General features: G+C 55.8%; 16 protein-coding genes. 11 read left to right on the forward strand and 5 right to left on the reverse strand.

The window, feature by feature from the left end:
• Positions 1-216 precede the first annotated feature (216 nt).
• The 3 genes from map (at position 217) to dapC (ending at position 5,007) form a co-directional block, all read left to right on the forward strand.
• Positions 217-999, forward strand: coding sequence for a type I methionyl aminopeptidase (gene map / locus AUC60_RS25415; protein WP_087274044.1), 783 nt, complete (start codon positions 217-219; stop codon positions 997-999).
• 41 nt (positions 1,000-1,040) lie between these two features.
• Positions 1,041-3,737 (forward strand): [protein-PII] uridylyltransferase, encoded by a 2,697-nt coding sequence (locus tag AUC60_RS25420; RefSeq protein WP_087274045.1) that lies wholly within the window; start codon positions 1,041-1,043, stop codon positions 3,735-3,737.
• A 76-nt stretch (positions 3,738-3,813) separates the two neighbouring features.
• The gene (dapC, locus tag AUC60_RS25425; RefSeq protein WP_087274047.1) at positions 3,814-5,007 is read left to right on the forward strand and encodes a succinyldiaminopimelate transaminase; all 1,194 of its coding nucleotides are present in this window, start codon (positions 3,814-3,816) and stop codon (positions 5,005-5,007) included.
• An 88-nt stretch (positions 5,008-5,095) separates the two neighbouring features.
• On the opposite strand, the gene AUC60_RS25430 is transcribed toward dapC, so the two are convergent.
• Entirely contained in the window at positions 5,096-6,742 is a 1,647-nt protein-coding gene (locus AUC60_RS25430) for a Na+/H+ antiporter (protein ID WP_087274048.1), read from the reverse strand.
• A gap of 282 nt (positions 6,743-7,024) precedes the next feature.
• Here AUC60_RS25430 and AUC60_RS25435 point away from each other — a divergent pair, with 282 nt between their 5' ends.
• Genes AUC60_RS25435 through AUC60_RS25450 form a run of 4 tightly spaced genes read left to right on the forward strand, consistent with a single transcriptional unit; the run spans position 7,025 to position 10,110 of the window.
• Positions 7,025-7,366: an ArsC family reductase gene (locus tag AUC60_RS25435; RefSeq protein WP_087274114.1), complete on the forward strand. Its 342-nt coding sequence runs from the start codon at positions 7,025-7,027 to the stop codon at positions 7,364-7,366.
• 36 nt (positions 7,367-7,402) lie between these two features.
• Positions 7,403-8,437 carry a 2,3,4,5-tetrahydropyridine-2,6-dicarboxylate N-succinyltransferase gene (dapD, locus tag AUC60_RS25440; RefSeq protein WP_087274050.1) on the forward strand — a complete coding sequence of 345 codons (1,035 nt, stop codon included), beginning with the start codon at positions 7,403-7,405 and terminating at the stop codon, positions 8,435-8,437.
• 57 nt (positions 8,438-8,494) lie between these two features.
• Positions 8,495-9,700, forward strand: a complete 1,206-nt coding sequence (locus AUC60_RS25445; RefSeq protein ID WP_087274052.1) for an aminotransferase class V-fold PLP-dependent enzyme — start codon at positions 8,495-8,497, stop codon at positions 9,698-9,700.
• Positions 9,697-10,110, forward strand: coding sequence for a SufE family protein (locus AUC60_RS25450; protein WP_087274054.1), 414 nt, complete (start codon positions 9,697-9,699; stop codon positions 10,108-10,110). Before AUC60_RS25445 ends, AUC60_RS25450 begins: the two co-directional genes overlap by 4 nt.
• Here AUC60_RS25450 and tcdA read toward each other — a convergent pair.
• The 4 genes from tcdA to AUC60_RS25470 form a co-directional block, all read right to left on the reverse strand.
• Positions 10,086-10,931, reverse strand: a complete 846-nt coding sequence (gene tcdA / locus AUC60_RS25455) for a tRNA cyclic N6-threonylcarbamoyladenosine(37) synthase TcdA (RefSeq protein WP_087274056.1) — start codon at positions 10,929-10,931, stop codon at positions 10,086-10,088. The genes AUC60_RS25450 and tcdA overlap by 25 nt on opposite strands.
• Before the next feature lie 127 nt (positions 10,932-11,058).
• Complete coding sequence (locus AUC60_RS25460; protein WP_087274059.1) at positions 11,059-12,063, reverse strand: AbrB family transcriptional regulator; 1,005 nt, start codon at positions 12,061-12,063, stop codon at positions 11,059-11,061.
• 3 nt (positions 12,064-12,066) lie between these two features.
• On the reverse strand, positions 12,067-13,431 hold the full coding sequence (locus tag AUC60_RS25465; RefSeq protein WP_144443300.1) for an FAD/NAD(P)-binding protein: 1,365 nt from the start codon (positions 13,429-13,431) through the stop codon (positions 12,067-12,069).
• Between the two features lie 152 nt (positions 13,432-13,583).
• Complete coding sequence (locus AUC60_RS25470; RefSeq protein ID WP_144443301.1) at positions 13,584-14,810, reverse strand: ATP-grasp domain-containing protein; 1,227 nt, start codon at positions 14,808-14,810, stop codon at positions 13,584-13,586.
• A 547-nt stretch (positions 14,811-15,357) separates the two neighbouring features.
• Here AUC60_RS25470 and AUC60_RS25475 point away from each other — a divergent pair.
• The 4 genes from AUC60_RS25475 to AUC60_RS25490 all read left to right on the forward strand — a co-directional run bounded on the left by AUC60_RS25475 (position 15,358) and on the right by AUC60_RS25490 (position 18,281).
• Complete coding sequence (locus tag AUC60_RS25475; protein ID WP_087274065.1) at positions 15,358-15,642, forward strand: hypothetical protein; 285 nt, start codon at positions 15,358-15,360, stop codon at positions 15,640-15,642.
• 225 nt (positions 15,643-15,867) lie between these two features.
• Positions 15,868-17,019 (forward strand): succinyl-diaminopimelate desuccinylase, encoded by a 1,152-nt coding sequence (gene dapE, locus AUC60_RS25480; protein WP_087274066.1) that lies wholly within the window; start codon positions 15,868-15,870, stop codon positions 17,017-17,019.
• Positions 17,019-17,828, forward strand: a complete 810-nt coding sequence (locus AUC60_RS25485; RefSeq protein WP_087274068.1) for a putative RNA methyltransferase — start codon at positions 17,019-17,021, stop codon at positions 17,826-17,828. The genes dapE and AUC60_RS25485 overlap by 1 nt, the downstream gene beginning before the upstream one ends.
• Positions 17,829-17,903: 75 nt before the next feature.
• Positions 17,904-18,281, forward strand: coding sequence for a hypothetical protein (locus tag AUC60_RS25490; protein ID WP_087274070.1), 378 nt, complete (start codon positions 17,904-17,906; stop codon positions 18,279-18,281).
• The last annotated feature ends 236 nt before the right edge of the window (positions 18,282-18,517 follow it).

Here is an 18,517-nt window from a genome sequence, read left to right on the forward strand (position 1 = left end):
ATGCTTACTTTTGTCTGGGCCGGCTTCCGGATCCATCAAAAGTGAGGCGCCGTAAGGGCGCAACCAATACCAGCCGTGACGCAAGAACGGATATACACACAAAACTAAAAGCCCCAGCACCCTATATAAGGAAGCAACAATCACCCACCTGCAACGGTCTGCTAGAATCGCCGTTTTCCGTATTAGCCGCGCCCATGGCGCGCCGAGAGAGTTCGTATGACCGTCACCATCAAAACCCCTGAAGACATCGAAAAAATGCGCATTGCCGGTCGCCTGGCTGCCGATGTCCTGGAAATGATCGGTGCTTACGTCAAGCCTGGCGTCACCACCGAAGAGCTGGACCGCATCTGCCACGACTACATCGTCAACGAGCAGAAAGCGATTCCGGCCCCGCTGAATTACAAGGGCTTCCCAAAGTCCATCTGCACCTCGATCAACCACGTTGTATGCCATGGCATCCCTAATGAGAAGCCGTTGAAGAACGGCGACGTGCTGAACATCGACGTCACCGTCATCAAGGACGGCTACCACGGCGACACGAGCAAGATGTTTCATGTAGGCAAAGTGCCTGAGTGGGCTGAGCGTCTGTCGAAAATCACTCAGGAATGCCTATATAAAGGCATCGAAATTGTCCGTCCCGGCGCAACGCTGGGTGATATTGGCGAAGTGATTCAGAAACACGCAGAAAAGAACGGCTTCTCGGTGGTTCGTGAATATTGCGGACACGGCATCGGCAAGGTGTTCCATGAGGAACCGCAAGTGGTGCATTACGGTAAGGCCGGCGAAGGCATGGCACTGGTAGAAGGCATGACGTTCACCATCGAGCCGATGATCAACCAGGGCCGCGCCGAAACCCGCCTGCTGGGCGATGGCTGGACTGCGATCACCAAAGACCGCAAGTTGTCGGCGCAGTGGGAACACACCATTCTGGTCACTGCTGACGGTTATGAGATTTTCACCCTGCGCAGCGACGACACCATCGCTCGCACGTCAGCCTGATCAAAACGCTCGCTCGATCTAGATAAAAGGAAAGCAGTTCCATGCCGCAGGTGGATCCCGATTTGTTCGACCGTGGTCAGTTCCAGGCCGAACTGGCATTGAAAGCGAGTCCAATTGCCGCGTTCAAGAAAGCCATCCGCAACGCGCGGGAGGTGCTTGATGCGCGCTTCAAGTCAGGACGTGATATTCGTCGGCTGATTGAAGACCGCGCCTGGTTCGTGGACAACATCCTGCAACAGGCATGGGAACATTTCGACTGGAGTGAAGACGCCGACATCGCCCTGCTGGCCGTCGGCGGCTACGGCCGTGGCGAACTGCATCCTTATTCGGATATCGATCTGCTGATCCTGCTGGACAGTGCCGATCACGAGGTTTTCCGCGAGCCAATCGAACGCTTTCTGACCCTTCTCTGGGATATCGGTCTGGAAGTGGGTCAAAGCGTGCGTTCAGTTGATGAGTGCGCCGAGGAAGGCCGCGCCGACCTGACCGTGATTACCAACCTGATGGAAAGCCGCACTATCGCAGGCCCTGAGCGCCTGCGTCAGCGCATGCTGGAAGTCACCAGCCCGAAACAGATGTGGCCCAGCAAAGAGTTTTTTCTGGCTAAGCGTGCTGAGCAGAAAACCCGGCACCACAAATACAACGACACCGAATATAACCTTGAGCCTAACGTCAAAGGTTCACCCGGTGGCCTGCGCGACATCCAGACCATTCTCTGGGTCGCCCGGCGCCAGTACGGCACGCTGAACCTGCATGCGCTGGCGGGCGAAGGCTTTTTGCTGGAAAGCGAAAACAACCTGCTGGCCTCCTCCCAGGATTTTCTCTGGAAAGTGCGTTACGCCTTGCACATGCTGGCTGGCCGCTCTGAAGATCGCCTACTGTTCGACCACCAAAGCAGCATTGCCAACCTGCTGGGGTATCAGGACAGCGACGCCAAGCTGGCCATCGAACGCTTCATGCAGAAGTACTACCGGGTAGTCATGAGCATTGCCCAACTCAGCGACCTGATCATCCAGCATTTCGAGGAGGTCATCCTGACCGACGACGAAGGCGCGATCACTCAGCCGCTGAATTCGCGCTTCCAGGTGCATGACGGTTATATCGAGGCGACCAACGCCAACGTCTTCAAACGCACGCCGTTCGCCATGATCGAGATTTTCGTGTTGATGGCACAGCACCCGGAGATCAAGGGCGTACGCGCCGACACCATTCGACTGCTGCGCGAACATCGGCATCTGATCAATGATGATTTCCGCAACGATATCCGCAATACCAGCCTGTTCATCGAGCTGTTCAAGTGTGAGCTAGGCATTCATCGCAATCTGCGCCGCATGAACCGTTACGGCATTCTGGGCCTCTATTTGCCGGAGTTTGGCCATATTGTCGGGCAGATGCAGCATGACCTGTTCCACATCTATACGGTCGATGCGCATACGCTGAATCTGATCAAGCACCTGCGCAAGCTTCAATACACTCAGGTTTCTGAGAAATTCCCGCTGGCCAGCAAGGTCATGGGCAGACTTCCAAAGCCGGAGCTGATTTATCTGGCGGGCCTTTACCACGACATCGGCAAGGGCCGTGGCGGCGACCACTCGGAGCTCGGCGCGGTCGATGCCGAAGCCTTTGGTATCCGTCATCAATTGCCGGCCTGGGATACGCGCCTGATCGTCTGGCTGGTCAGCCATCACTTGGTGATGTCCACGACGGCTCAGCGCAAGGACTTATCCGATCCGCAGGTAATCCACGACTTTGCCCAGTTCGTCGGCGACGAAGTCCACCTCGATTACCTCTACGTGCTGACAGTGGCCGATATCAACGCAACGAACCCGACACTCTGGAATTCGTGGCGCGCCAGCCTGTTGCGTCAGCTTTATACCGAAACCAAGCGCGCCCTGAAGCGCGGTCTGGAAAACCCGGTAGACCGTGAAGAACAGATACGACGTACGCAAATTGCCGCGCTGGACATACTCGTTCGCAACGGCACTGACCCGGACGATGTGGAACAACTCTGGTCCCAACTGGGCGACGACTACTTCCTGCGTCATACCGCCGGGGACGTGGCCTGGCATAGCGATGCGATCCTGCAGCAACCGACCGATGGCGGCCCGCTGGTTTTGATCAAGGAAACTACCCAGCGTGAATTTGAAGGCGGCACGCAGATATTTATTTACGCCCCTGATCAACATGACTTCTTCGCCGTAACCGTAGCGGCAATGGACCAGTTGAACCTGAACATTCATGACGCTCGGGTCATCACCTCAAGCAGCAGGTTCACCCTCGACACCTACATCGTGCTCGACAACGATGGCGGCTCGATTGGCGATAATCCAGTGCGCATCAAGGAAATTCGCGACGGCCTGACCGACGCTTTGAGAAATCCAGACGACTACCCGACAATCATCAAGCGTCGTGTACCGCGCCAACTCAAGCATTTTGCGTTCCCGCCGCAGGTCACGATCCACAACGATGCTCAGCGCCCGGTGACTATCCTGGAGCTGTCCGCACCGGATCGCCCTGGCCTGCTGGCACGGATCGGCAAGATCTTTCTGGAGTTCGACCTGTCACTGCAAAACGCCAAGATCGCCACGCTGGGCGAGCGAGTGGAAGACGTATTCTTCATCACCGATGCGAACAACCAGCCGTTGTCCGATCCACAGTTGTGCAGCCAGTTGCAGGACGCCATCGTCGAGCAACTGAACGTTAATCACGAACCCGGCGAATTGCGCATCAGCATCTGATCGAACCCGACGCTGTTCACTGAATCGACTTACGGCGCTCACCGACTCGAGCGCCCTGCTTCTGGAAGCCAGCCCCATGAATAACGCGATGCAATTGCTTCAGCCCTACCCTTTCGAGAAGCTTCGTGCGTTGCTCGGCAGCGTGACGCCGAATCCCGACAAGCGCCCGGTTGCGCTGTCCATTGGCGAACCCAAGCATCGCTCGCCGGACTTCGTCGCTAAAGCGATGACTGACAACCTGGACCAAATGGCCGTCTACCCAACGACGCTGGGCATCCCGGCCCTGCGCGAAGCCATCAGCGGCTGGTGTGAGCGTCGTTTTGGTGTACCGGCCGGTTGGCTGGACCCTGCGCGTAACGTGCTACCGGTCAATGGCACCCGCGAAGCGTTGTTCGCCTTCACCCAGACCGTAGTCAACCGTGGCGATGACGCTCTAGTGGTCAGCCCGAATCCTTTTTATCAAATCTATGAAGGCGCAGCGTTTCTGGCCGGTGCCAAACCGCACTACTTGCCGTGCCTGGCTGAAAACGGTTTCAACCCGGACTTTGACGCGGTGTCTTCCGATATCTGGAAGCGTTGCCAGATTCTGTTCCTGTGCTCTCCGGGCAACCCGACCGGCGCACTGATCCCGGTCGAAACCCTGAAAAAGCTGATTGCCCTGGCTGACGAACACGACTTCGTGATCGCCGCTGACGAGTGCTACAGCGAACTGTACTTCGACGAACAAACACCACCTGCCGGCCTGCTCAGCGCATGTGTTGAACTGGGCCGTCAGGATTTCAAACGTTGTGTGGTCTTCCATAGCCTGTCCAAGCGCTCGAACCTGCCGGGGCTGCGCTCCGGCTTCGTGGCGGGCGATGCAGATATCCTCAAAGCTTTCCTGCTTTATCGCACCTACCACGGCTGTGCAATGCCAGTACAAACTCAACTGGCCAGCATTGCTGCGTGGAATGATGAAGAACACGTGCGCGCCAACCGTGACCTTTACCGCGAGAAATTCGATGCAGTTCTGGAGATTCTTGCGCCGGTGATGGACGTACAGCGTCCCGATGGCGGCTTCTACCTGTGGCCAAGCGTCGGCGGCGACGACGCAGAATTCTGTCGAGACCTGTTCGTTGATCAACATGTGACCGTGGTGCCGGGCTCTTATCTATCCCGCGAAGTGGACGGTTTTAACCCGGGTGCTGGACGCGTGCGCCTGGCACTGGTTGCGCCGTTGGCTGAATGCATTGAAGCCGCAGAGCGGATTCGCGACTTCATCAACAAGTAATGCGTATACCCCACGGCATGCAATGTGCCGTGGGGTGCTGATCAACGAAGAAAAATACTTCCTTCTGCCATCCAGATTTGCTTTTCGTCTATTTCACCACACCCAGATTTGCCTCGTTCAGGTCCAGCTGTGCAAGGATCTGGCGCAGCACATCGTCGCCGATCTGATGTTGACGGTGCAGGCGATACAGCTCCAGCCGCTGGGCACGCAAGGCGTTGACACGCATGCGCCGCTCGATCAGGTCCATCTGGAACGCCAAGGCCTGAGCCTCGGACGTGTCGTTGAAGACGTCCAGACGGTGACGATACTCAGACATGACTCGCGCTTTCACTTCAGTCGCCAACGCGGCCTGCGCCGCATCCTGAGCACTGGCCCCACTACTGACCTCTTCATTTTCAAGCGCGTGAATTGCCGCCTGAGCAATGCGTTTCCATGCCTCCCCCACTTCATGTTTCATGCGCAGGTCAGGCTCGCTGACCAGGCCACGCAACAGCAGAGGCAAGCAGATACAGGCTGCCACCAGGGATAGCAAAATCACTCCGGCAGCAATGAAAATCAGCAGATCACGCTGAGGGAAGGCGACACCGGCACTGATCAGCATCGGCACCGACAAGGTACCGGCAAGCGTTACCGCACCGCGCACGCCGCCTACGGTCAGAAGCAGCGAGGCGCGGGTCGATAACTCAAGCGTGCCTTCGCTGCGCCCTCGCCAGCGTCGAATCCGAATCAGCAAACGCCAGACGCTTTGCACCCAGATATAGCGCAGCACAACCAACACCAGAAAGATCGCCAACACGTCCAGACAGCGATACATCAAAGCAGGCCAGACGGTGATTTCATCGTGAGTGACGGCACCGATAATATCCGGCAGTTGCAGCCCCAACAGCAGGAAGATCAGACCGTTGAAAGCGAACTCCAGCAAGGTCCAGACACTGCGATTGAGCAAGCGGGTACTGGTCTGGCGTGGCAGCAGATCGACCCAGCTTTGCATCATCCCTGCCGCCACTGCCGAGAGAATGCCGGAAGCCCCCAATTGCTCAGCCAGTACATAGGCCGCAAATGGCAGCAGCAACATGAACACCACATGAGTCGCAGGATCGTCCCAGCCACGCGTGATCATCCAGCTACGAAAACGCCCGACCAGCCAGCTCAAGGCAACGCCAACGGCGAGCCCGCCACAGGCCACCAGCACAAACGTCAGGCTCGCATCAGCCAGAGAGAACACACCGGTGATCGCCGCCGCCAGTGCAAACTTGAACGTCACAAGGCCGGACGCATCGTTCATCAGTGCCTCGCCTTGCAGCATCCGCATGATCGGTGCCGGCAGACGATCCTGGGCAATGGCCGAGACGGCGACGGCGTCAGTGGGCGACAGCACAGCGGCCAGAGCGAAGGCCACTGGCAAGGGGATACTGGGCAATAGCCAATGGATGAAGTAGCCCGCGCCGACAACAGTGAATACCACCAGCCCCACGGCCAGGGTCAGGATTGGCCCGCGATAACGCCACAAGTCGCGCTTGGGCATGCGCCAACCGTCGGAGAACAGCAGCGGCGGCAGGAACAGGAAGAGAAACAATTCCGGGTCCAGCGCCACATGCAACCCCAGCGTCGGCCACGCCAACAAGGCTCCCGCAGCGATCTGAACCAGAGGCAACGGCAACGGGATGACACGGGCCAATAACCGCGAAACGCCGACCAGCGTCAGCAGAATAAGCACCGTGTAAGCGGTTTGCATTGCAAGATTTCCTTAAACCGTGGCGAACTGTATTGACGAGACTTTTTAGGAGCGCATGAGCACTCACAGGTTCAGTGCTTGCTACGCGACACCGAAGTGCCATATTAGTGGTTTAAGCTATGGACCCGCCGTCAGCCATGGGTATGACTACGGCAAAAAATCGCGCTGACACATATAAAGACGTCAGCAGTGCACGCCCAGCCCGCCTGTCCATGGCATAATCCGTCACCGTTTTTCAACCGTCTCAAAGGGGGCAAGCTCGTGGCTGATGAAATCAACAAGTTGCACCTGTATGGGATCAAAGCGTGCGACACAATGAAAAAGGCTCGCACCTGGCTCGATGAAAAGCCGGTGAGCTACGACTTTCACGACTATAAAACCCAAGGCATCGATCGCGAACATCTGACCCAGTGGTGCAACGAGCACGGCTGGCAAACAGTGCTGAATCGTGCCGGCACCACCTTTCGCAAACTGGACGAGGCGCAGAAAGCCGACCTCGATCAGGATAAAGCGATCGAACTGATGCTCGCTCAACCGTCGATGATCAAGCGCCCGGTGCTCGATCTTGGCGACAGAACCCTGATTGGCTTCAAACCAGACCTGTATGCAGCGGCTATCGCCTGACTGAGATAGCCCTTTAAATTAGTAAGAGGTATTTGCATGTCCACTTCCCTGTTCAGCCTGGCCTTCGGTGTCGGCACTCAAAACCGTCAAGGCGCATGGCTGGAAGTTTTCTACGCCCAGCCGCTGATCAACCCGTCCGCCGAACTGATCGCGGCTGTTGCGCCTGTACTGGGTTACACCGGTGGCAACCAGGCCATTACCTTCAACACCGATCAGGCGTCGAAGCTGGCCGAAGCCCTCAAGTCCGTTGATGCTGGTCAGGCTGCCTTGCTGACCCGTCTGGCCGAAAGCCACAAGCCTCTGGTCGCGACACTGCTCGCCGAAGATGCTGCGCTGACGTCCACCCCTGAGGCGTACCTCAAGCTGCACCTGCTCTCCCACCGTCTGGTCAAGCCGCATGGCCTGAGCCTGGCCGGGATCTTCCCGTTGCTGCCAAACGTCGCGTGGACCAGCCAGGGCGCCATTGACCTGACCGAATTGGCCCCGCGCCAACTGGAAGCACGCCTCAAAGGTGAGCTGCTGGAAGTATTCTCCGTCGACAAATTCCCGAAAATGACCGACTACGTCGTACCGACCGGCGTGCGTATCGCTGACAGCGCGCGTATCCGTCTGGGCGCTTACATCGGCGAAGGCACCACCGTCATGCACGAAGGTTTCGTCAACTTCAACGCTGGCACCGAAGGCCCGGGCATGATCGAAGGTCGTGTTTCTGCAGGCGTATTCGTCGGCAAGGGTTCTGATCTGGGCGGCGGGTGCTCCACCATGGGCACCCTGTCCGGCGGCGGCAACATCGTGATCAAGGTCGGCGAAGGCTGCCTGATCGGTGCCAACGCCGGTATCGGCATCCCGTTGGGCGACCGCAACACCGTGGAGTCGGGTCTGTACGTGACCGCTGGCACCAAGGTTGCGCTGCTCGATGATCAGAACAAACTGGTCAAAATCGTCAAAGCCCGTGATCTGGCCGGTCAGCCTGACCTGCTGTTCCGTCGCAACTCGGAAACCGGCGCGGTGGAATGCAAAACCCACAAGTCGGCCATCGAGCTGAACGAAGCGCTGCACGCTCACAACTGATCGATGCTGCATCAGGTCCGACCTCCGCGTCGGGCCTGACTCACCGAGTCAAAGTACATGCCCCTTTCTTCTCAATGGCGCGCTGACTTTCCAGCCATCGACGCCCTGCAACGGCAAGGCCAGACTTATCTGGACAACGCCGCGACCACCCAGAAACCTCAAGCCCTGCTCGACGCCCTGAACCACTACTACGCCAACGGCGCAGCGAATGTGCATCGTGCCCAGCATCTGCCGGGTGCGCATGCGACTCAGGCGTTCGAGGACAGCCGCAGCAAGGTCGCTCATTGGCTCAATGCCAGTGAGACAGGTCAGATCATTTTTACCCACGGTGCCACTTCTGCCTTGAACCTGCTGGCCTATGGCCTTGAGCATGAGTTCGTGGCGGGTGATGAAGTCGCCATCAGCGCGCTGGAACATCACGCCAACCTGTTGCCCTGGCAGCAATTGGCTCAACGTCGCAACCTCAAGCTGGTCATTCTGCCGCTCAATGAACAGGGGCTGATCGACCTGAACGCCGCTGCGCAACTGATCAGCGACCGTACCCGCCTGCTGGCCGTCAGCCAATTGTCGAACGTGCTGGGTGCCTGGCAGCCACTGCCGGAATTACTCGCACTGGCCAAGGCCCAAGGCGCACTGACGGTTGTCGATGGCGCTCAAGGTGTGGTCCACGGTCGACATGACGTGAAAGCACTGGGTTGCGACTTCTACGTTTTTTCCAGTCACAAACTGTACGGCCCCGAAGGCGTCGGCATTCTGTATGGCCGCAATGACGTGCTGCCGCACCTGCAACACTGGCAGTTCGGCGGCGAGATGGTCCTGACGACTGATTACGATCAGGCGAAATTCCGCCCGGCGCCGCTGGGCTTCGAGGCGGGGACGCCACCGATTGCCGGTGTAATCGGCCTTGGCGCGACGCTGGATTACTTGCAGAGCCTCGATCACCGGGCAGTGCTGGAGCATGAAGCAGGCCTGCACGCCATGCTGCTTGAGGGTTTGCGTCAGCGGGACGGAGTTAGGGTACTGGGCGAGCCGCAACTGGCGCTGGTCAGCTTTGTAGTGGACGGTGTACACAACGCTGACCTCGCGCATTTGCTCACTGAACAGGGCATCGCCGTGCGGGCAGGTCATCACTGCGCTATGCCGTTGCTGAAAAGCCTGGGCCTGTCGGGAGCGATTAGGGTTTCTCTGGCGCTGTACAACGACTCCAGTGACTTGCAGCACTTCTTCAACGCGCTGGATCAGGCGCTGGAGTTATTGCGATGACTTTGCCCGTCGACGCACAAACCGCACTGGACACTTTCGCTCAACCTCAAGGCTGGGAGCAACGCGCGCGATTGCTCATGCAGTGGGGCGAGCGATTACCTGCTCTTGCAGACGACGAAAAGTCGGAAGAAAACCTCGTCCATGGCTGTGAAAGCAAGGTCTGGCTGCTGGGTGAAATGACAGATGGCCACTGGCAATTTCGCGCTGCCAGCGATGCGCGGATGATTCGCGGTCTGGTGGCGCTGTTGCTGGCTCGGGTCAATGGCCTGTCGGCGCAGGAACTCCAGCAAGTAGACCTGACCGACTGGTTCAACCAGCTCGGCTTGAGCCGTCAGCTATCGCCCTCACGCAGCAACGGCCTGAGTGCCGTACTGCAGAGGATGCGTCAGCTGACGGAAGCCGCAGGCTGAGGCGGCGGTACCGAAACCGGCTTGGCGCGCTCTGATGGGCGGCGTACACCCGCAACAATCTTGTCCACGGCTTTGGTGGCCGCGACCATACCGAAGGTCGCTGTCACCATCATTACAGCGCCAAAACCACCGGCGCAGTCCAGCTTGACTCCATCCCCGACAAAACTCTTCTGCAGGCAGATGCTGCCGTCCGGCTTCGGATAACGCAGTTGCTCTGTAGAGAACACGCACGGCACGCTGTAATGGCGGTTCATGGTGCGCGAAAATCCGTAATCGCGACGCAGGGTTGAGCGCACTTTTGAGGCCAGTGGGTCGTTGAAGGTACGGTTCAAGTCGCAGACCTGAATCAACGTCGGATCAATCTGCCCGCCAGCACCGCCGGTGGTGATGATCTGAATCTTGCGACGCTTGCACCAGGCAATCAGCGCAGCCTTGGCGTTAACGGCATCAATGCAATCCAGCACGCAATCCAGATCCGGCGTGATGTACTCGGCCATCGTGTCGCGGGTCACGAAATCAGCCACGGCGTGCACAACGCAATCAGGATTAATCGCCCGCAGACGCTCAGCCATCACCTCAACTTTTGGGCGCCCAACGGTATTGTCCAGCGCATGCAACTGACGGTTGCTGTTACTGACGCAGACGTCGTCCAGATCGAACAGGGAAATCTCGCCCACACCAGAACGCGCCATGGCTTCAGCCGCCCAGGAACCGACACCGCCGATACCGACCACAGCAACGTGGGCAGCCCGCAGCCGCTCCAGACCTTCGATGCCGTACAAACGGGCGATACCTGCAAAACGCGGATCTTCTGAACTCATGACCAATACCCCAAAAACCGGCGCGCATTATAGGGCTTTGGCTGAGTTAGGGCATCCTGAAGGTGGGTGATTGGTCAGAAAGTGTACCGGAGGCGGTTGATGATTCCCGCGTTTAGACTTTTCGACGTTAGCGACGTAGCCGAACGATCAACGCTGGCGCGACGTGCAGGAGAACCATGCGCACCAAATGATGGGACAGGATAAATACAACATTCAGACCGCTGCTGAACGCGACGATTGCTATGGTCTCAATAGCGCCGGGCATGTACGCCAGCCACAACGAGAAAGGATCACTTTCCAAAATATAGCTGACCAAACCAGCAAATACTGCTGCAACTAGCAACATAAGAGCTACCGACAAAACCGCAGCGCGTCCGTGGCTAACAATATCCGCGAAATTAATGTCCTTGAATTTCGATCCGATCAAAATCCCTAGAATGAATGCAGCTAAATCCACACTCCATTGCGGCATTTTGAACCCATTGAGATAGCCCAGCTTGATACATATGCCGGTGGTAATGATTGCCGTAAGCATAAACGGCGCAGGCACACCAAACCCCATGAGCAAACGGCCAAACAACAGACTTAAAATAGTCAGAGAAAGCAAAATCAGAGCGATCTCCATATCGAGAGGACGACTGTGAACCCTTACGATGCTTACATCACCCGGAATACAAAGACTGACCAGCATAGTGATCGTCAAGAGGCGGATCACGTGCACGACCATCACCTTGCTTGAAGCTTTCTCTGACTCTAACAAATCAAAAACAGCAGCAAGAGCCCCTGGATACACTGCTAAAAGAGAGTCTTTCAGCGTCCAGCGTTCAACTTTGATTAGCCAGCATCCAGACACAGCCACCTGCAAAATCAGGCATAGCAGTAGAAAAAACAAACTGGGCAGCATAAAAAGCGCCTCTTGCCCTCCCCACGAAGCGAACACCAAGCCAGTCGAAATCCCCAGTATAATTTGTACATATCCAAGACCAAAACGCAGCGAGGGAGTGACGCGAAGGTTGCTAAACGCCAGTGCGGAGACAAGCAGTGAACCAATAAGGATACCTTGCGGAAAGCCACAAAACTCTAATAACAATCCCGCTACAGCAGCGGTCGATAACAGCAACATAGTTTTCATTATTTAACCCGCCATTGCCCGGATACTGTTGCAAATACTTTCCGCCTGCATCTGAAGAACATCGATATTACTGACTGAATAGAACACACCTGAAGTGGGGGCACCCATAGCAAAAATATTGGAATTCCCGTGCTCACCGATCAATCTACAGTCACTGTAATTTACGGTAATTCCGCCATGTGAATGCTTGACGCAAATACCTGCCGAGGCGAGATTTTGGTAAAGCAATCCCGATACTGCATTGCCCACACCTGTAGCATTAAGCATCGCAGAAAAGCCCTTCTCAAAATCTCGCCCCTTAGCAAGAAAGACCCCATCTTTAAAGCTAATACTTTTCAAGCCTACACGACACTCTAGCCGTCCAGATCTTAAGTGGCTTTGTAGTTTTTCCCAATTCTCGGCTGGAATGGGTACTCGAAGTTGGCGCCAAGCGCTCTTGTAGCGACGAACAAATATTCGCTTCTCGCGCCCGCACAATGAGTTCCAGATTATGGGAACAATTAAGTTAGTGGAGGAAAGCACAGAGTAAATATCCTCTCGCGCAACTGATACCTGACGACAATCACGCATTAGGCTCTGAAAACTCACGTCAATATTTTGCGCCTCAAACTCCTCATCAAACATAGCTTGTACAGTCTTCAGCCCAGCGCGGGTGGACTTCAGCCGTTGCTCGACATTACGCTCATTTAGCACTTTTAGAGGACGGGGAAAATAACGCTCGCTATAGTTGGGGATTAGACTGTTACGAGTTAGCATAGTCACGCGACATTGAGGATCTCTTTCCAGCAAACCAAGTGCTGCATCGATAGCTGACAACTGACTCCCCAACACACCTATATCAAGGGAGCGAACCTCAGCAAGCTTTGTCGTAGGATATGGATTGTTAATATACCCAGGCTTTCCTTGCAATCTATAAATATCTTCTGGCTCTGGATTACCCGTCGCAAGCACAACAGCATCATAACCATGACGCCGCCCACCGCATGTGACGAGAGAGTATTTCCCGTGAGTTTCCATGATATCAACAACGCTTTCTCGATAAGAGTTAATTACCGAATACTCCTGTAAAGACAGTGTTAGCACCTCCTCGACAAAGCTCCCAAACAGGGACCTAGGTTGATAATCTCCAAACTTCCTCACACCGTATTCATCTAACCACCGCTGAAAGTCGCCGCGCTCGCGCAGATACATTAAACCGGCAGGGCGATTAACCAAATTTCTAAAAAGGTCTTTTTGATAGGCTTGCCCAGCTCCAGTGCTGGATGAACTTTCATATATATCAATCGAAATATCTGACGCAAGATGCTTTAATCGCTCAACGACAATCGCACCGCTATACCCCATCCCTACTACCGCTACTTTAACCATTTCCCTCACCCATTTTTATCCGTCCCAACCTTAAGCGTGCTACCTAACTGCAAATCCCACTACCCTCAGCCAGACAGCCCCATGACTAAATCTTCCGGACCGCTACAGATCTACGTAATCTGCTGTGCTGACACCCTGAGCGAGGAAAAAATTTACTCCCAAACACTTTGGTCCCTGACCCACTTATCTACCAGAGACAAATGAGCAGTCACCTGTTCCTCGCTATCCCCTTCAACGATAGCGGATACAATCTCTCCATTGGTAAACTTCATCCCTGTATAGTCTGCCCCTTTTATAGCGGTTAGTGAGCAGTAACGAATGAATGGCAATTCAACGCGCTCTGGAAAATCTATTAACTTTCCGTTGCAGGGAGGAATGTTGAGCTGACCTAACAGACGTAGAGGCGGAATAATTTCTTTCAGCAATAAAGATTCACCTCCAGACTCAGCTTCAATCAGAGTAAACCGGGGATTGATACCAAAAGCTTCAGTCAACTCCTGATTGACACTACACCCACCAAGACGACATGCAATTTCACAGACAACTAACTCTTCACCATCAATAAAGACTTCCAGATGGAACATCATTGTGCCAAGGGGTGGAAGCGCATGCTCGACAATACGCCTTGTCAACTCCACACAGCGTTTGTGAAGCGGGTTGTGAAGGGATAACATTTGAAAACCGAGACTCTGTCCAGCCATAAAATCGAGACAGGTAACAGTAGAGCGAACGGGCGAAATTATTATCGGCCGCCCATTGACATAGAGACCGTCAACATTCAACAAGGGCGCATTAATATACTTTTCAACCATGAGATTAAGAAATGTAGTGCCATTATGACTCTGTAGATACTTGTGCAGGTCAATGTTGTTGCGTAGCACACATACGCCTCCAGAGCCTCGACCGTCCCGCGGCTTAACGACAATGGGATAGCCATATCGTTCGACAAAGTCTTGTACATCGCATGCTGAGGACACTATTGACATAGGATTGATTGCGATACCATGCTGGGCCAATCGTTGTTTCATTAAAAACTTGTCTCGATAAAGCAAGGTTGACTCTTCGTAACGCGTCATCGAGCCGTGCAACCGATCCTTGATCCTAGCTACTCTTAGTAAGTCGACTTCAGCTAAAGCAATAACGGCCCGGGCTCCAAATTCCTTCGCAGCAGCCAACGCTTCTAGCTCGACAATAGCTGACTCACTGAAATTTTTGTAAAGCCGAAACGAGGAGTACAGATTAGGAAACTTCTCCAGTAGAAGATCTTTCCCCTCCACATCGCTGTAGACCAGAAAATCACGACCCAAAACACTTGCCCACTCACCTTCTGAATGCTGGAGCAATATTTTTATTGGCGCAAACAATATTAATAAACTCAAGGAAAAACCCGCACATGATAATGAAGTTAGTTAATACAAACTAAAAGTGGTGCACACACCAACAAAGAAAGCTCTGACAACTACGCCTCCACTCTCCGACGCCAACTCACTCCCAAAGAGACAAGCTCAACGGAAACGACTGCAGGAAAGCGACAAGCTTTTACTTTGTTGAAATGATAGGCGGTCAGTATGCGCTGCATAATTAATAAAATATGCCAGAACCTTCCTAAATAACTATCAGAAACATCGCACCCCTTTAATTTGAGCACCAGGTAGTTGACCACGAGAAAAACAGCCCCTATTCTCGCCGCGTCACGATCGATTCGTGATGAGGTTTGACGGCCTCCGAACTTAAAAGATGAGCGCAGATGCTGGCGCTGTTGTCGTGCACGTCGGTGCTCGACTTACAGCTTTATGGCGGCTGTGCCAGGGGCACCCTAGGGTGCGCCGGGTTTATCTTTTAACCGGTCCGTCAACCCTTGCACCGCCGCCACCCTATTCGTTTGACGGCGAATTTGTGGCGTTCACTCTTAAAGGAAACGCTCGAATGACCACCAAAACCGCAGCTGTAACCACTTCTGCTCAATTCGGAACCACCCGGTCCGGAACACCGCTCTTCTCAGTGCAGCCTGGCATCCCTTTTCGAGAGGCACTTGAGCAAATCGCGCTAAACCTAGACAGCGCCAGCACTCTCTGCAACGAGACCGTAGATGCCAATATCCAAACATGTCGCTCAATCAACCAGGCTCTCGCCCATCTGATTGACGCAAGCCGTGGATTAATGAACGCGACCCTGGATGGATTGGCTCGTCCCGCCACTTTCAACGAATAGTCATCGTGGACACTTCTGATTCTGACCTAGGTGCTTGATTATCAGACCGACGAAGACCAATCCACCGGGTGGTGGGCAGGTTAAGTCCGCACATCACTAAACGGCGGCCTCCCCTCCCCGTTTTGCTTTAAGATAGGCGCCTTTTCGCGCCCTTACCACGATCCATGCAGGAGCTGCCAAAGACGGCTCCTACAGGTCCCCGCGCTTTCAACCGGAGTTTTGTACATGACGGCCCCAGCCGACCTTTCGCCTACGCTGCAACTTGCCTGCGACCTGATCCGTCGTCCCTCGGTCACGCCCATTGATGCCGATTGTCAGGCTGTGATGATGCAGCGCCTGGGCGACGCAGGCTTCAAGCTGGAGCCGATGCGTATCGAGGACGTGGATAATTTCTGGGCCAGCCATGGCAACTACGACGGTCCGGTGCTGTGCTTCGCCGGTCATACCGACGTGGTGCCGACCGGTCCGGTGCAGGCTTGGCAAAACGATCCGTTCGATGCGCTGATCGATGCAGACGGCATGCTGTGCGGGCGGGGCGCAGCCGACATGAAAGGCAGTCTGGCCGCGATGCTGGTGGCTGCCGAGCGTTTCGTCGGCGATCACCCGAACCACAAAGGCAAAGTCACTTTCCTGATCACCAGCGACGAAGAAGGTCCGGCGCACCATGGCACCAAAGCCGTGGTCGAGCGCTTGCGCGAGCGCAACGAACGTCTGGACTGGTGCATCGTTGGCGAGCCTTCGAGCACCACGCTGGTGGGCGATGTGGTCAAGAATGGCCGTCGCGGCTCCCTTGGCGCGACGCTGACGGTACGCGGCAAACAGGGTCACGTGGCCTATCCACATCTGGCGCGCAACCCGATTCATCTGGCCGCTCCGGCGCTGGCAGAACTGGCCGCCGAGCATTGGGACGAAGGCAATGATTTCTTCCCTCCGACCAGCTTCCAGATTTCTAACCTGAACTCCGGGACTGGCGCGACCAATGTGATCCCGGGTGATCTGGTGGCGGTGTTCAACTTCCGCTTCTCTACCGAATCCACTGTTGAAGGCCTGCAACAGCGGGTATCAGCCATCCTCGACAAGCATGGCCTGGACTGGCATGTGGACTGGGCGTTGTCCGGTCTGCCGTTCCTCACCGAGCCGGGCGATTTGCTCGATGCGGTCTCGGCGAGCATCAAGGCCGTCACTGGCCGCGAGACCAAAGCTTCCACCAGCGGCGGCACCTCTGACGGGCGTTTCATCGCCACCTTGGGTACACAGGTTGTAGAGCTAGGTCCGGTCAACGCGACGATTCACCAAGTCAACGAGCGCATTCTGGCCAGCGACCTAGACGTGCTGACCGAGATTTACTACCAGACTCTGGTCAAGTTGCTCGCCTGATGCTGACCTGCCCGATCTGCTCTGCACCGCTTACAGCGGTGGACAACGGCGTGGCCTGCCCGGCCAACCACCGCTTCGACCGCGCCCGTCAGGGTTATCTGAACCTGTTGCCGGTACAACACAAGAACAGCCGCGACCCTGGTGACAATCAGGCCATGGTCGAGGCGCGCCGGGATTTCCTTAACGCCGGTCACTACGCCCCCGTGGCCAGGCGTCTGGCGGAGCTGGCCGCGGAGCGTGCTCCGGCGCGCTGGCTCGACATCGGTTGTGGCGAGGGTTATTACACCGCGCAAATCGCCGAAGCCCTGCCGGATGCTGATGGCTATGCGCTGGACATCTCCCGAGAAGCGGTGAAACGCGCCTGCCGTCGTAATCCGAAGCTGACCTGGTTGATCGCCAGCATGGCCCGCGTGCCATTGCCGGACGCCAGCTGCCAGTTTCTGGCCAGTGTGTTCAGCCCGCTGGACTGGAACGAGGCCAAGCGCCTGCTGACGCCGGGTGGCGGTTTGATGCGGGTCGGCCCGACCAGCGAGCATTTGATGGAACTGCGCGAGCGGCTCTATGACGAAGTACGCGACTATGCCGATGACAAACATCTGGCTCTGGTGCCGGAAGGCATGTCGCTGGCTCACAGTGAAACCCTGCGTTTCAAGCTGAGCCTCGTTGACGGTCAGGCTCGCGCCAACCTGCTGGCCATGACGCCTCACGGCTGGCGAGCCAGCGCAGAACGTCGTGCCGATGTCATTGAGCAGGCCGAACCTTTCGAGGTCACCGTTTCCATGCGCTACGATTATTTCGTATTGCAATAACAACCAACGAAGATGCCTGTTAGCGAGCATCCGACTGAATCCGCGAATGGATTTTCAATTAATAACGAGGCATCCATGCGCCAACCCGATATCGAGATTTACCTGAAAGACACCGACGTTGATCACAAGGCTATCGCCGAGTGGCTCAACGTTGCACTGGGCCCATGCACCGACTGGGTTCAGAAGGGCCAGACCTGGAAATGTAAGGCGGGCAACGTACCGGTGACTTGGCTGCCAAAAGCAGTGGGCAAGTGGAACAGCCTGCATCTGGACAGCGACAACACGCCTTGGGAAGACGACATCGCCTGCGCGCGCGCGGCATTCGTTGCCCTTAACGTCGAAGTCCGCTGCGCACCCGGCACCTGGGTTGAAGAAGAAAGCGACGAAACGGCTGATCGCTGGATTCGTATCAGTGCTGATGGCGAGGAAGAGATTACCTGGAAGACGGCGTAACGCTCGTACATATCTCCTTTAGGAAATCCTCGGTGTCCTCGCAGCAAACACTGGACTGTAGGAGCTCACCGAGGTTACGAGGCCAGCGATAGCGGTTTGTCTGACACTCCGTGATCGCTGGCCTCGTGACCTCGGTGAGCTCCTACAGGATTTGGGGCCAACTCATAAAATTGCATGTTGGCTCACAGGGTGGATAACCCGTTACAGCCCCTTTTGCCCAACCCCACCAGATACGG

The sequence above is a fragment of the Pseudomonas caspiana genome (genome assembly GCF_002158995.1).
GTDB lineage: Bacteria > Pseudomonadota > Gammaproteobacteria > Pseudomonadales > Pseudomonadaceae > Aquipseudomonas > Aquipseudomonas caspiana.

Bases quoted from the DNA above. Each gene is read 5' to 3' on its own strand.
- map (WP_087274044.1), top strand. From the start codon at position 217: ATGACCGTCACCATCAAAACCCCTGAAGACATCGAAAAAATGCGCATT.
- AUC60_RS25420 (WP_087274045.1), top strand. From the start codon at position 1,041: ATGCCGCAGGTGGATCCCGATTTGTTCGACCGTGGTCAGTTCCAGGCC.
- dapC (WP_087274047.1), top strand. From the start codon at position 3,814: ATGAATAACGCGATGCAATTGCTTCAGCCCTACCCTTTCGAGAAGCTT.
- AUC60_RS25430 (WP_087274048.1), bottom strand. From the start codon at position 6,742: ATGCAAACCGCTTACACGGTGCTTATTCTGCTGACGCTGGTCGGCGTT.
- dapD (WP_087274050.1), top strand. From the start codon at position 7,403: ATGTCCACTTCCCTGTTCAGCCTGGCCTTCGGTGTCGGCACTCAAAAC.
- AUC60_RS25445 (WP_087274052.1), top strand. From the start codon at position 8,495: ATGCCCCTTTCTTCTCAATGGCGCGCTGACTTTCCAGCCATCGACGCC.
- AUC60_RS25450 (WP_087274054.1), top strand. From the start codon at position 9,697: ATGACTTTGCCCGTCGACGCACAAACCGCACTGGACACTTTCGCTCAA.
- tcdA (WP_087274056.1), bottom strand. From the start codon at position 10,931: ATGAGTTCAGAAGATCCGCGTTTTGCAGGTATCGCCCGTTTGTACGGC.
- AUC60_RS25460 (WP_087274059.1), bottom strand. From the start codon at position 12,063: ATGAAAACTATGTTGCTGTTATCGACCGCTGCTGTAGCGGGATTGTTA.
- AUC60_RS25465 (WP_144443300.1), bottom strand. From the start codon at position 13,431: ATGGTTAAAGTAGCGGTAGTAGGGATGGGGTATAGCGGTGCGATTGTC.
- AUC60_RS25475 (WP_087274065.1), top strand. From the start codon at position 15,358: ATGACCACCAAAACCGCAGCTGTAACCACTTCTGCTCAATTCGGAACC.
- dapE (WP_087274066.1), top strand. From the start codon at position 15,868: ATGACGGCCCCAGCCGACCTTTCGCCTACGCTGCAACTTGCCTGCGAC.
- AUC60_RS25485 (WP_087274068.1), top strand. From the start codon at position 17,019: ATGCTGACCTGCCCGATCTGCTCTGCACCGCTTACAGCGGTGGACAAC.
- AUC60_RS25490 (WP_087274070.1), top strand. From the start codon at position 17,904: ATGCGCCAACCCGATATCGAGATTTACCTGAAAGACACCGACGTTGAT.